Below are 12519 nucleotides of genomic sequence, written 5' to 3'. Positions count from 1 at the left end.
CTTCAACGCCACGTCTTTACCTGTCTTTGCCAAACCACGACGGCGGTTAACCCGCCAGTGGCAATAATGTCTGCTTGGTCTCCAGAAACGCGATTGATGATTGATGGCTCAGCCACTGCTCGACCCGGCCAGCCGCCATTGCGCAAAGGCCGAAGCCGGCGGCGAGAACCCTTGCCGCGGCACGCGGCCTTTGCCAGACATGCGAACACACCCGCCCAACGCCCGTCTCACTGAAATCCGATGCCCTCCTCTTCTCCCTCCAGAACTCGCCTGACCACCGTCCTCAGCGTCGCCGTACTCGTGCTCGGCGCGGCCTTCGCTGCCTTTTATTTTGCCTCTGAGCGCAGCCACAGCGGCAGCGGCAACGCCAAGGCCGCTAGCGCAACGCCGACTTCTCCTGCCAAGCGCACGGCGCTGGCGGTGAGCACCGTACAAGCGCAACAGACCACCTGGTCGCAGCAACTGAGCGTCAGTGGTGGCGTCTTCCCGTGGCAGGAGGCGGTGATCGCCGCCGAGACCAGTGGTCTGCGCGTAGTCGAGGTCGCCGTCGACGTCGGCAGCGTCGTGCGCCGTGGTCAGTTGCTCGCCGAGCTCGCGCGCGACAGTGTCGACGCCAGCCTGGCGCAGCAGGAGGCGAACCTGGCAAGGGCCAGGCTGCCGTCAGCGAAGCCGAGGCCAACGCCAACCGCGCGCGCCGGGTCAAGGGCAGTGGCGCCATGTCCGAGCAGCTGATCAATCAATACCTGATCGCCGAGCAGAGCGCGAAAGCGTCGGTCGACGCAGCGGCAGCAGCGCTCAAGAGCGAGCGTGTCCGCCTCGCGCAGACGCGCATTGTCGCCCCTGACGACGGCGTCATCAGCAGCCGCAACGCCACGCTGGGCAGCGTGGTGCAAGCCGGCAACGAACTGTTCCGCATGCTGCGCGGCAATCGCCTGGAGTGGCGTGCCGAAGTTTCTGCCGAGCAATTGCCGCGCGTGGCGCCCGGCCAGACGGCCAGGCTGCATCTGGCCGATGGTGCGCAGATCAATGGCCGTGTGCGCATGCTGGCACCGACGCTCGACCCGACGACGCGCAAGGCGCTGATCTATGTCGATCTGCCGACCGGCAGTGCTGCCCGCGCCGGCATGTTCGCCAGCGGCGAGATTCTCACCGGCAGCAGCTCGGCAAACGCGCTGCCCTCTTCGGCGGTGATCCTGCGCGACGGTCACAGCTACGTCTTCCAGGTCGACGCGCAGAATGTCGTCCGCCAGATCAAGGTCGACACCGGTCGCCGCCAGGGCGGCCAGGTCGAAATCCTCGCAGCGCTGCCGGCCGACGCACGCTTCGTCGCCAGCGGCGGCGCCTTCCTCAACGACGGCGACGCGGTACGCGTCGAAGCGGCAGCAAGCGCCGAGGCGGCAGGCGCAGAAGCGCCCCAGCAAGCGCAGGCCAGGCCAGCAACGCCGGCCGCCGAGGCGCAGGCAGCAACGCAGCCGGAGGCGGCCAGATGAACTTCTCTGCCTGGTCTATCCGCAACCCGGTTCCGGCAGTGCTGCTCTTCGCCCTGTTGACCTTCCTCGGCATCAGCAGCTTCCGCTCGCTGGGCATCCAGAACTTCCCCGACATCGAACTGCCGACGATTACCGTCGCCGCCACTTACGAAGGCGTTGCACCGGCGCAGATGGAAACCGAGGTGGCGCGCAAGATCGAGGATCAGGTCGCCTCGCTGGGCGGCATCGAACACATCACCACCACCCTCACCGACGGCTCGGCATCGATCAAGGTCGCTTTCAATATCGACAAGAACGCCGAGATCGCGCTCAACGAGGTGCGCAACGCGCTGGACACCGTGCGCGCCGACCTGCCGGCGGCGATGCGCGACCCGGTGGTCTCCAAGGTCACCACTTCGGGCAGCGCCATCCTCACCTACGCCGTACATTCCGAGCGCAGCGACGAAGAGGCGCTCTCGTGGTTCGTCGACAACGACGTCGCCAAAGCCATGCTGGCGGTGAAAGGCGTCGGCAAGGTCGCCCGTATCGGCGGCGTCGACCGCGAAGTACAGGTCGATCTGGACAGCGCCCGCCTGGCCGCCCTGGGCGTCAGCGCCGGCGACATATCGACCCTGCTGCGGCAGGTGCAGCAGGACGCCTCGGGCGGCCGCGGCGACATCGGCAGCGGCATCCAGTCAGTGCGCACGCTGGCGGCGGTCGGCACGGTCGCCGAGATTGCCGCGCTGAAGATTCCGCTGTCCGGCGGGCGCAGCGTCCGCCTCGACGAGGTGGCGAAAGTCCGCGACGGCGTCGCCGAACGCAGCACCATCACCCTGCTCGACGGCCAGCCGGTGGTCAGCTTCGAGGTCACGCGCATCAAGGGCGCCAGCGAAGTCGCCGTCGCCGCAGCGGTACGGCAGGCGGTGCTCAAGCTGCAGGCGCAACACCCGCAGTTGCAGATCGAGGAAGCGTTCAATACCGTCGCACCGGTGCAGGACAACTTCGACGGTTCGATGGAACTGCTCTTCGAAGGCGCTTTCCTGGCCATCCTGGTGGTCTGGTGGTTCCTGCGTGACTGGCGTGCGACGCTGGTGTCGGCGGCGGCGCTGCCGCTGTCGATCATTCCCACCTTCGCCGCCATGTACTACTTCGACTTCAGCCTCAACACGCTGACCCTGCTGGCGCTGGCGCTGGTCGTCGGCATCCTGGTCGACGACGCCATCGTCGAGATCGAGAACATCGTCCGCCATCTGCGCATGGGCAAGACGCCGATCGAAGCCGCCACCGAAGCCGCCGACGAAATCGGCCTGGCGGTGATCGCCACCACCTTCACGCTGGTCGCGGTCTTCCTGCCGACCGCTTTCATGGGCGGCGTGCCGGGCAAGTTCTTCAAGCAATTCGGGATCACCGCGGCGGTTTCGGTGCTCGCCTCGCTGCTCGTGGCGCGCCTGCTGACGCCGATGATGGCCGCCTACTTCCTCAAGGCGCACGGCGCGCAGCCGGCCGACAGCCGCCTGATGACCCGTTTTCTCGCCTCGGCAGCCTGGTGTCTGCAGCACCGCAAGACGACCGCGCTGGCCGCGATCCTCTTTTTCGTCGGCTCGCTGTCGCTGCTGCCGCTGCTGCCGACCGGCTTCGTTCCCGCGGCCGATCGCGCGCAGACCAAGGTAAACATCGAACTGCAACCGGGCAGCACGCTCGAGGAGACGCTGGCCGTCGCCGCGCAGGCCCGCCGGCTGCTCGAGGAAATGCCCGAGGTAACGGGTGTTTTCAGCGCCGTCGGGCGCAGTTCGGGCGGCAACGACGGCCCGTTCGCGGGCGCTAGTGGCAGCGATGTGCGCAAGGCCATCCTGACCGTGAACCTCGTCTCGCGCCACGACCGTGCCAAACAGAAAGTCATCGAAGCCGACATCCGCAAGCGCATGGCCGTCCTGCCCGGCGCCCGGGTCTCGGTAGGCGCCGGGCAGACCGGCGAAAACCTCAAGCTGGTGCTTGCCGGCGAGGACCCCGAAGCCTTGCGCCTGGCCAGCCAGGCCGTCACCTCCGAGCTACGCACCCTCAAGGGCATCGGTAACGTCACTTCCGGCGCCAGCCTGCAGCGCCCGGAAATCCACATCACGCCCGACTACGCCCGCGCCGCCGACCTCGGCGTCACCGCCGCCGCCATGGCCGAAGTGATCCGCATCGCCACCGCCGGCGACTACGACGCCAAGCTGCCCAAGCTCAATCTCGCACAGCGCCAGATTCCCATCCGCGTCCGCCTCGACGAGGACCTGCGTCACGACCTCGACGCCGTGCGCCAGTTGCGCGTAGCGGCCAACAAGGGCGCCGTGCCGCTGGAGGCGGTGGCCGACATCCGCCTCGGCAGCGGCCCGGCGCAAATCGACCGCCTCGACCGCCAGCGCAACGTGACCATTGACGTCGAACTCGGCAGCCGCGACCTCGGCGCCGTCGTCGCCGAAGCCAACCAGTTGCCCGCGCTGAAGGGCCTGCCGCCCGGAATCAGCCGCCCGCCATCAGGCGACGCCGAGCGAATGGCCGAGCTCTTCGGCAGCTTCGGTTCGGCGATGCTGATCGGCGTCCTGTGCATCTACGTCGTCCTGGTCCTCCTCTTCCACGACTTCCTGCAACCGGCGACCATCCTCGCCGCCCTACCGCTCTCGGTCGGCGGCGCCTTCTTCGCCCTGCTGGTGACCCACAACAGCTTCTCGATGCCGTCGGTGATCGGCCTGCTGATGCTCATGGGCATCGTCACCAAGAACTCCATCCTGCTCGTCGAATACGCGGTGATGGCCCGGCGCGAGCACGGCATGGCGCGCTTCGAAGCCCTCATCGACGCCTGCCACAAACGCGCCAAACCAATCCTCATGACCACCATCGCCATGGTCGCCGGCATGACCCCGATCGCCCTGGGGATTGGCGCCGAGCCGAGTTTCCGCTCGCCGATGGCCATCGCGGTGATCGGCGGCTTGCTGACGTCCACGGTGCTGAGTTTGCTGGTGATTCCGGTGGTGTTTACGTATGTGGATGATTTGTTGCTGTTACTGAAGAGGGTTGCCGGGAGGTTGCATCGGGCGAATCACGGGGTGGGGACGGCGGGGTCGTGAACGGGGGGCGGGAATTGGCCGACGCAGAGCGTGTCGTTGCTCGCCACCTTGAAGAGATCGTCGATGCCTGGCACAAACACTTTGGCGCTTGAAGTCACCCACGTCTCGAAAAACGGTTTTTGGCTGCTTCTCGGCGATGAGGAGCTTCTCTTGCCGTTCGCCGAGTTCCCCTGGTTCCGTCAGGCCACCATCCAGCAACTGGCCACCGTCGAATGGCCCAGCCAGGACCACCTGTATTGGCCACTGCTGGATGTGGATCTGTCCGTCGAGTCCATCCGGCACCCAGAAAGCTTTCCGCTCGTTTCGGCGAGTTCGGCTAGCCCTTCGCTCCAGCGGGACAAGCTCACTACAAGGGTTTTCCGGATGCCCCGACCACTCACACTCGAAGTTGCGGGCCCGCTCCATCAGAGGCAAAAGTGGAGAGTAGCGGCGGGAATCCCTGACGGTACGTCCCGCCGCCCTCGCAGAACCGGACTTGGTGCGTTACACCATCCGACTCCCAGTTTGGGTCATTCGCCATAGGCTGGATAGAGTTGATGCCGGATTCGGATCGGCGGCAAGCAGTCGCGCAACACCAAACCGAAGCGTTGTGTCGTGCGGGAAACCGCATGCACGGTTTGATGATGGAGTGCAGGCGAAAACCGGCCCTCTCCTCTACCCGAATTCTTTGCTACTCATGACCAACTTTGGACAGCGATACGTGCGCAAAACAAATCTTCTAAAGTCATTTGACAGATATACGTATTGTGGCTACCATCACCAAACCAGATGGTTCATCTGGCCGCAAGCTGCTCTTTAAAAGTGATTTTAAGAAAGTCATAAGGAGTGTCCGAGTCGGATGTTTTTTACATTCGGCGATCCTTACGGATCTCTACCGGGATGTCCGGCGTAGCGCGCTATCGTGCGTAAGCGTCGATACGGCATCTAATCTAACGCGACAGCTGTTAGACGAAATTGGTAGCGGAGGCAAACTCAGCTGGCTGTAGCCATCGCTCCTTACCGAGGATCATAGCTCTCTCTTGTTAGACGACCCACAACCAATCCTGGTGACTGGGTTTACAGGAGCTATAAATATGAAGACTCAAAACAATGTTTCTTACTGTCATTGCAGCACTTCTTGTGAACTGGAACCTCATAAGGGGCTTATGCGGGTCGGCCTGAGTTTGCAGTTTGGGTTTGCCTGTGATTCACGGGTGCTAACCTTAATTGGCCTGGGAGTAATTAAAGCAGTTATTTCTATGCTTTTATCCTAAGCCCTCCGCTACTTTTTCTTTTCTTTATGTCATTAAGAATTAATTACACTGGCTCCCCTATCAGATCAATGGTGGCGCTTGGGTCCGCGCTTGGCATTGAGCCGAGCCGGCTTCAATACGTAGCGGCCAATATAGGCGACTTTTATTCGTCATTTACGGTACCGAAGAAAGATGGTACCGAACGTACGATCCAAGCTCCAAAAAAGCGAGCTGAAACGCATACAGCGCAGAATTAATTCACGCATATTCGAGCTTTGTCAGTTCCCACACTTCATGCAAGGATCGATTCGGGACGTGAATCAGCCACGGGATTTTGTTCGAAACGCACAGGCTCATTCCAAAGCAAGTACTGTAATCGCTGCTGATATTGAGAAATTCTATCCGTCGGTGAGACCTGGGCACGTCACTGATATTTTTTAAGTATTTTTTTTGCATTTTCGGACGACGTTACGAAAGTGCTTGTTTCGATAACCACGCTTGGTGGCGAACTTCCACAAGGCGCCCCAACTAGTAGTTATGTGGCTAATCTAGTCTTCTATGACGACGAGCCGCGGCTTGTGGCAGATTTTCATCGAATCAATCTCACCTACACCCGATTGATTGACGATATTACTGTTAGCTCAAGTTCGAAACTATCCACTCAAAGACGATCTTGGGTCGTTAATAAAATACGCGGAATGGTTTCCGGCAAGGGTTTCAGGCTCCATAAGGGAAAGCTCAGCGTCCGCGATACTGGTAGTGCCGGCGCGAAAGTTTATGTAACAGGACTCTGGATAGATCGAGGCCACCCGCGCCTTTCTCCTGATTTTTGCAACCGAGTTAGGTCGATGGTCTATCGCTGTAAGAAGGGGTACGAATCAGGTCATCAAAATGAGCCCGACTTCCATTCCTCGCACAACACGGCATCGGGTCGGGTTGCGTTGATGACTAGGCTGGGTCACGGTGACGGCCACAAGTACCGAGCTACTCTCAAAGCCAATCAACCAGAGTACGGCCCGAAAACAGCAAATAAGCTTGCAAAGTTTTGCTACCGTTTTTCGGAAAAAAAAAGGCCGTGGCGCAGACAGGCTTGTATACGCAAAACGCTACCATCGCCTTATGTATTATTTGTCTGTTTTGAGTCGTACGGAGCAAGGTCGAGCAAACAACCTGAGAAGTCTGCTGGGCAAATCCCCCCCAAGGTATAAGATAAGGGACTATCCGGATGATTGAAGACGCACCTCAAGCGGAAATCATAGAGTCAGGTACTGTCAAGATTTTTTTATCCACTCAAAGGCTATGGATTTATCAGTCGCGCGAAGGGGAGGGATGTTTTTTTTTCATTACCAGGACATAATTGAAAAAGGGCGTGAAAGCACTATTTTGGAAGGCGATAGAGTTGAATTCTCGCTAGCGAAAGTCGACGGCAAGTTCCGCGCTAAAAGTGTTAGGAAGGTAGGATAATAAAGAATAAAAGGGTAGCAATAAAACAATAGAAGAAAACAATAAAAGCAATAAAAAAAAGCAATAAAAGGGCCCAGGCTCGATTTAACTGGAAGAGCCTGCTATCCTCAACGACATGCCCCGTCGTCCCCGCATTCATCTCCCAGGTTTTCCCCTGCACGTCGTTCAGCGGGGATATAAGCGCGACGCCTGCTTCTTCGCTGAGGAAGACTACCTCGCCTACCGCGAATGGCTGGGCGAGGCGTGCCAAGCCACCGCTTGCGCGCTGCACGCCTACGTCCAGATGACCAACCACGTGCACGGCTTGCTGTCTCCGCCGGAATCCGAGGCTGTCCCGCGGCTGATGATTTCGCTGGGCCGGCGCTACGTGCAGTACATCAACAAGTCGTACCGTCGCACCGGCGCCTTGTGGGACAGCCGCTACAAGTCTTCTCTGCTGCAGGCCGATTGCTATCTCCTCCTTTGTCAGCGCTATATCGAACTCAATCCCGTGCGCGCAGCGATGGTCGATGACCCGGCGCACTATCGCTGGAGTAGTTATCGGACGAACGGACTGGGGCAGAGGGACTCATTGCTGACTCCGCATGCGCTGTATTCCAGTCTGGGCGCAAACGAGTCTGACCGGCTGGTGAACTATCGGTCCTTGTTCCGCCCGGTACTGGATAGCGAGGCAATCAGCGACATCCGCATGGCCTTGGATCAGGGACAGCCGCTCGGGGATGCTCGGTTTATCGACAGCATCGAACGGGCCACTGGACAGCGGCGCGAAATTCGCCCGCGGGGTCGGCCGCGGAAGGCAATGCTTGAAGAAACGGGACCACAGGACCAGAAGTCACTGGATATGTGAGCCTGGCCCCTGTTTTTTCTTTCTTTTTTTTTTGCTCTCTTAATGTGAAAGTCGCGCAAGCGACTCACGAAACTCCCTTCTCCCTCGCGGGAGAAGGGTCAGGGGAAGAGGGAAAACGGTCATGACTTTCATGATTCGGGGTATCTCGACATGTCATGACCGTTAGCCCTGCAGTCGCCGAGTGTCGCTGCCCTCATCAAGCACGGTCAATCGTCGCCCAGGCCCCGACCAGCTCGCTGACAGCTCGCGCCGGCAAGACCATGGTCGCTGCCGCCCACCAGCAAACCCATGGCGGCCGGGTCGATGCAAGGATCGGAGCTTCCCTGACGAGTCACGATGCTTCCCTGACGCGTCGGGATGCTTCCATGATGCGTCACGATGCTTCCCTGATGCGTCAGGATGCTTCCATGAGGCGTCGGATGCTTCCATGATGCGTCACGATGCTTCCCTGACGCGTCACGAAACGTGTTGACAATTTTGGCGGCCCGGTCCTAATCTCTTCTCCGAGGATAATCCGCTCCTCGGCAACTTCACCTTCCGGGAGGAAAAATGGCAAAGGACGAGAACGTTCGTCTGCAGGCAGAAATCCTCCAGGCGGATGAAAGAACCTTCCTGGCGGTCAAGGCGGTCACCCATTACAACCCGGCCAACCCGGCCTACAGTTTCGCCACCCTGGCCGCCAAGAACGAGGCCCTGCACGCCGCCCAGGAAGCCGAACTGCGCGCCCAGAACGCCTTTAACGCCGCTCGCGACGCCAGCGTTGCCATCCAGCGGAAACAGGAGGAAACAGGGGACGCACCACGGTTTTCCGGAGCCAGGATCGCATTCACGACGTCCACAACTCAGTTTTAAACCGTGATCTGTCCCCGAATCTCCTCCGAATTTCTCCTTCTCGGCTAGTATGCACTTCCAAGGGTACGAGATTTCGACGGCCCTGCCACTCTCTCGCAGGATTTTCACCAAGCGCAGCACTCGGCCTTGGCTGGAACGATGATCAAGGCCTTGTTTCTCAACTAAGCCAAAGAAAGTGAGGGTGAATGATGCGATGCTCAATTAGTTTGATTGTCCACGGCGTATTCGTGATGTCGTTGTTACCTAGTGTGGTATCGGCTGCCATATGGACCGAACCGACTGGACCAAGCTACACTTTTAATTCACTTGGGACGCATACGGTGGTTGATACACCGTTCGGCGCTTTAGTATTTACGGGTACTGGGCCGACGGTAGCGCGCAGCGACCCGACCAATGCCGCCTTTCCCCAGGGTGGTCTCGACACGATCAATACTGAGATCTTGAGCCTTACTTTGACGGGAACCATGGGCGGTGTTTACGCCGAGCTTAGAGCAGGGATGAACGCCGGAGTTTATCCGGGGCTGCAACGGACGCGGGGGCAGGTTCAAGACAAGACGGGAACACCAGATGGGCAGATTGATTTTCCCGCGAACAGCATTTTCGATGTTTTTTTTTGATGTGTGGGTCGATTTTAATCCTTTCGGCGGGACCTCCGGAATCGTTGACGTCGGCGAAGTCTTTAGCAACGATACTCGAGGAGGTTTTGCATTTCCTGGAGATTTTGCAGCGAGGATGAGCAACATGATGCTGCTCAATATTCCGCCTCCAATTGGGACGATCTACACTATTACCGGTGGGGTCAGCGAGAATGATCCGATGATCGGTACTTTTGCTACTACGGCGCCCGATGCAGTGTATCTTTACCAAATCCGTGAGGACAGAGAGCCGCTCCAGCCGTCCCCGTTCGGTAGGTTGGATACGGCAGCTCATGAGGTGATTATCCCAGAGCCCGCCACGCTGGCCCTGTTAGGCACAGGTCTGGGTCTCCTGGGTGTGCGCCGGAGGCGGAAAGTGAGTTGAGTTCAGCGGAAGGAATCGTGGAAGGAATCGTGGACATAGCCGCGACGCCTGCTTCTTCGCCGAGGAAGACTACGACGATTTCTGTCAAATAACCTACCATCCTGCTTGTCTTTTCGCCCCTCTTCTGTGTTGCGACAACAGTTACATAAGTCGACTATGCGCCTGTTGTCGCGCCTTGAAGCCGACCGAAAATCCGGCGCGATCTGGAATTTTTCTTTTCCGGCAATCGCCTAACTCGCCTACCGCGAATGGCTGGGCGAGGCGTGCCAAGCCACCGCTTGCGCGCTGCACGCCTACGTCCAGATGACCAACCACGTGCGCCTCTTGCTGTCTCCGCCGGAATCCGAGGCTGTCTCCGGGGCCGATGATTTCGCTGGGCCGGCGCTACGTGCAGTACATCATCCCGTGTGCGCAGCGATGGTCGATGACCTGGTGCACTATCGCTGGAGTAGTTATCGGACGAACGGACTGGGGCAGAGTGGCTCATTGCTGACTCCGCATGCCGTGTATTCCAGTCTGGGCGCAAACGAGGCTGACCGGCTGGTGAACTATCGGTCCTCGTTCCGCCCGGAACTGGATACCGAGGCAATCAGCGACATCCGCATGGCCTTGGGTTAGCGACAGCCGCTCGGGGATGCTCGGTTTATCGACAGCATCGAACAGGCACTGGACAGCGGCGCGAAATTCGCCCGCGGGGTCGGCCGCGGAAGGCAATGCTTGAAGAAACGGGACCACAGGACCAGAAGTCACTTCATATGTGAATGTGAGGCTGGCCCCTTTTTTGCTCCTTCCTCGCTGTCTGGAATATACACCTATAAACTATGGTCAAGCGGAGAGTAATTCGAACGGTCGCTGCCTTCGAGGCATGTAAAGGAGTCGTTGTTCTCCTAGCATCACTTGGATTTCTATCGCTCATCCACAAGGACATGCACGAACTTGCGGTTAGACTCGTGGAACATACGCACCTCAACCCAGCGTCGAAATACCCTCACATATTTATTGATGCAGCGGGTGAACTTCAGAACTCGCGTCTAGTACTCCTTGCGTTTGGCGCGGCAGCATATATTTTAGTACGTTTCATCGAGGCCTACGGCCTCTTCAATGAGCGAGCCTGGGCGGAAGCACTCGCCGCGGGAAGTGGTGCCGTCTATATCCCGCTTGAGGTGCTGGAACTGTTTCGAGACGCGAACTGGTTAGGGATCGCACTACTGGTAGTCAACTTTGCTATCGTGGCCATAATGATTCGAGCACTACTTCTGCGACGGCAGGCCGCTGCAACAGAAAAAATAAAACGTGGGAATCGGGGACCGGGATTCGGGCGGGAATCGGGGACAGGCGGGAATCGGGGGCAGATCACCGTTCTTTTGAAAATCATGCACCGACTCGGCTGACAAGAGTAATCTCTTCGCCGAGGGTAATCCGCTCCTCGGCAACTTCACCTTCCGGGAGAAAAAAATGGCAAAGAACGAGAACGTTCGTCTGCAGGCAGAAATCCTCCAGGCGGATGAAAGAACCTTCCTGGCGGTCAAGGCGATCACCGATTACAGCCCGGCCAACCCGGCCTACAGTTTCGCCACCCTGGCCGCCAAGAACGAGGCCCTGCACGCCGCCCAGGAAGCCGAGCTGCGCGCCGAGAACGCCTTCAACGCCGCTCGCGACGCCAGCGTTGCCATCCAGTGGGAGCATCACAATCTCATTCTCGGCGTCAAAGACCAGGTCATCGCCCAATTCGGCCCCAATTCCGACCAGGTCGCCTCGCTGGGCCTGAAGAAGAAATCCGAGCGCAAGTCACCGGCCCGCGCCAGCAAACCTGCCGCGTAGATCGGCGCCTGTGATTTGGCACGCGTTCAGGATGGCCGGAAACAGGGAAGGCGGAAAAACCGCATCGCTAGTCCAATGCGTCGAGCGGGCTGCGCACCCCTCGCCCGCCCTTGTTGAGGACGTGCGTGTAGATCATCGTCGTCGCCACGTCGGCATGCCCCAGGAGTTCCTGTACCGTACGAATGTCGTAGCCGCTTTCGAGCAGTGAGGTCGCAAAGGAATGGCGCCTATGCCGAGCTCGGCATAGTCGCCACGCCTTCGCCACCCACCTGCTCGAAGCCGGCGTCGACATCCACACCATCCAGCGCCTGCTCGGACACGGTCACGTCAGCCCGACGATGCGCTACTTTCATCTGGCGCGCACGCGCCTGACCGGTACCACCTCACCACTCGAACTGCTCACGCCCACCTGACCGACGCCGGTGAAACCGGTCGGCCTTGCTGGGGTGCTGGCCACCTTCGGTCCGGCCTACCTCGCCAGTAAGGCTTTGGCGCGCGGGGCAGCCCGTGTCTGGCGTGCGATCCTGGCCTGCCGCACGGCGATCCTCGGCGGTCACGTCGAAACCTGTGACCACTGCGGGACGACCCGGCACGTCTATCATTCGTGCAGGAACCGGCACTGCCCGCAATGCCAGACCCGGGCCGAAGGAGGCCTGGGTCGCCGCAAGACGGCGTGAAGTGCTGCCCGTGCCTTACTTTCACCTGGT

General features: G+C 59.6%; 11 protein-coding genes and 3 pseudogenes. 13 read left to right on the top strand and 1 reads right to left on the bottom strand.

Going from position 1 to position 12519, the window contains the following annotated elements; translation table 11 throughout:
* Nucleotides 1-240 precede the first annotated feature (240 nt).
* From E4Q23_RS24275 to E4Q23_RS20370, 11 genes and pseudogenes are all read left to right on the top strand, one after another.
* A pseudogene (locus E4Q23_RS24275) lies at nucleotides 241-585 on the top strand (efflux RND transporter periplasmic adaptor subunit); the annotation flags it as partial.
* Nucleotides 489-1490: an efflux RND transporter periplasmic adaptor subunit gene (locus tag E4Q23_RS24270; RefSeq protein ID WP_336511749.1), complete on the top strand. Its 1002-nt coding sequence runs from the start codon at nucleotides 489-491 to the stop codon at nucleotides 1488-1490. The pseudogene E4Q23_RS24275 and the gene E4Q23_RS24270, both read left to right, overlap by 97 nt.
* Complete coding sequence (locus E4Q23_RS20415; protein ID WP_169068333.1) at nucleotides 1487-4576, top strand: efflux RND transporter permease subunit; 3090 nt, start codon at nucleotides 1487-1489, stop codon at nucleotides 4574-4576. The genes E4Q23_RS24270 and E4Q23_RS20415 overlap by 4 nt, the downstream gene beginning before the upstream one ends.
* 63 nt (nucleotides 4577-4639) lie before the next feature.
* Nucleotides 4640-5098, top strand: coding sequence for a DUF2442 domain-containing protein (locus tag E4Q23_RS25000; protein ID WP_169068332.1), 459 nt, complete (start codon nucleotides 4640-4642; stop codon nucleotides 5096-5098).
* Nucleotides 5099-7387: 2289 nt separating this feature from the next.
* A complete protein-coding gene (locus E4Q23_RS20400) occupies nucleotides 7388-8119 on the top strand; it encodes a transposase (RefSeq protein WP_169068330.1) in 732 nt (243 codons plus the stop codon).
* A gap of 549 nt (nucleotides 8120-8668) precedes the next feature.
* The gene (locus E4Q23_RS20395) at nucleotides 8669-8971 is read left to right on the top strand and encodes a hypothetical protein (protein ID WP_169068329.1); all 303 of its coding nucleotides are present in this window, start codon (nucleotides 8669-8671) and stop codon (nucleotides 8969-8971) included.
* 320 nt (nucleotides 8972-9291) lie between these two features.
* A complete protein-coding gene (locus E4Q23_RS20390; protein ID WP_169068328.1) occupies nucleotides 9292-9588 on the top strand; it encodes a hypothetical protein in 297 nt (98 codons plus the stop codon).
* Nucleotides 9539-9991: a PEP-CTERM sorting domain-containing protein gene (locus E4Q23_RS20385; protein ID WP_169068327.1), complete on the top strand. Its 453-nt coding sequence runs from the start codon at nucleotides 9539-9541 to the stop codon at nucleotides 9989-9991. The genes E4Q23_RS20390 and E4Q23_RS20385 overlap by 50 nt, the downstream gene beginning before the upstream one ends.
* 303 nt (nucleotides 9992-10294) lie before the next feature.
* Complete coding sequence (locus E4Q23_RS20380; protein ID WP_169068326.1) at nucleotides 10295-10609, top strand: hypothetical protein; 315 nt, start codon at nucleotides 10295-10297, stop codon at nucleotides 10607-10609.
* 203 nt (nucleotides 10610-10812) lie between these two features.
* Nucleotides 10813-11382: a DUF2127 domain-containing protein gene (locus E4Q23_RS20375; protein ID WP_169068325.1), complete on the top strand. Its 570-nt coding sequence runs from the start codon at nucleotides 10813-10815 to the stop codon at nucleotides 11380-11382.
* Nucleotides 11383-11446: 64 nt separating this feature from the next.
* Nucleotides 11447-11812 carry a hypothetical protein gene (locus tag E4Q23_RS20370; protein ID WP_169068324.1) on the top strand — a complete coding sequence of 122 codons (366 nt, stop codon included), beginning with the start codon at nucleotides 11447-11449 and terminating at the stop codon, nucleotides 11810-11812.
* A 67-nt stretch (nucleotides 11813-11879) separates the two neighbouring features.
* Here E4Q23_RS20370 and E4Q23_RS20365 read toward each other — a convergent pair.
* Nucleotides 11880-12038, bottom strand: a pseudogene (locus tag E4Q23_RS20365) (tyrosine-type recombinase/integrase); the annotation flags it as partial.
* A gap of 43 nt (nucleotides 12039-12081) precedes the next feature.
* On the opposite strand from E4Q23_RS20365, the gene E4Q23_RS25370 reads away from it, so the two are divergent.
* Together E4Q23_RS25370 and E4Q23_RS20355 are read left to right on the top strand one after the other, a co-directional pair.
* A complete protein-coding gene (locus E4Q23_RS25370; RefSeq protein ID WP_169068334.1) occupies nucleotides 12082-12225 on the top strand; it encodes a tyrosine-type recombinase/integrase in 144 nt (47 codons plus the stop codon).
* Between the two features lie 9 nt (nucleotides 12226-12234).
* Nucleotides 12235-12519, top strand: a pseudogene (locus E4Q23_RS20355) (transposase zinc-binding domain-containing protein); the annotation flags it as partial.

Source organism: Candidatus Accumulibacter phosphatis, from assembly GCF_012939955.1.
GTDB classification, from domain to species: domain Bacteria; phylum Pseudomonadota; class Gammaproteobacteria; order Burkholderiales; family Rhodocyclaceae; genus Accumulibacter; species Accumulibacter delftensis.
This window is presented reverse-complemented; position numbering and strand designations above follow the sequence as displayed.

Bases quoted from the DNA above. Each gene is read 5' to 3' on its own strand.
- E4Q23_RS20415 (WP_169068333.1), top strand. From the start codon at position 1,487: ATGAACTTCTCTGCCTGGTCTATCCGCAACCCGGTTCCGGCAGTGCTG.
- E4Q23_RS25000 (WP_169068332.1), top strand. From the start codon at position 4,640: ATGCCTGGCACAAACACTTTGGCGCTTGAAGTCACCCACGTCTCGAAA.
- E4Q23_RS20375 (WP_169068325.1), top strand. From the start codon at position 10,813: ATGGTCAAGCGGAGAGTAATTCGAACGGTCGCTGCCTTCGAGGCATGT.
- E4Q23_RS20370 (WP_169068324.1), top strand. From the start codon at position 11,447: ATGGCAAAGAACGAGAACGTTCGTCTGCAGGCAGAAATCCTCCAGGCG.
- E4Q23_RS20395 (WP_169068329.1), top strand. From the start codon at position 8,669: ATGGCAAAGGACGAGAACGTTCGTCTGCAGGCAGAAATCCTCCAGGCG.
- E4Q23_RS20385 (WP_169068327.1), top strand. From the start codon at position 9,539: ATGGGCAGATTGATTTTCCCGCGAACAGCATTTTCGATGTTTTTTTTT.
- E4Q23_RS20400 (WP_169068330.1), top strand. From the start codon at position 7,388: ATGCCCCGTCGTCCCCGCATTCATCTCCCAGGTTTTCCCCTGCACGTC.
- E4Q23_RS20380 (WP_169068326.1), top strand. From the start codon at position 10,295: ATGACCAACCACGTGCGCCTCTTGCTGTCTCCGCCGGAATCCGAGGCT.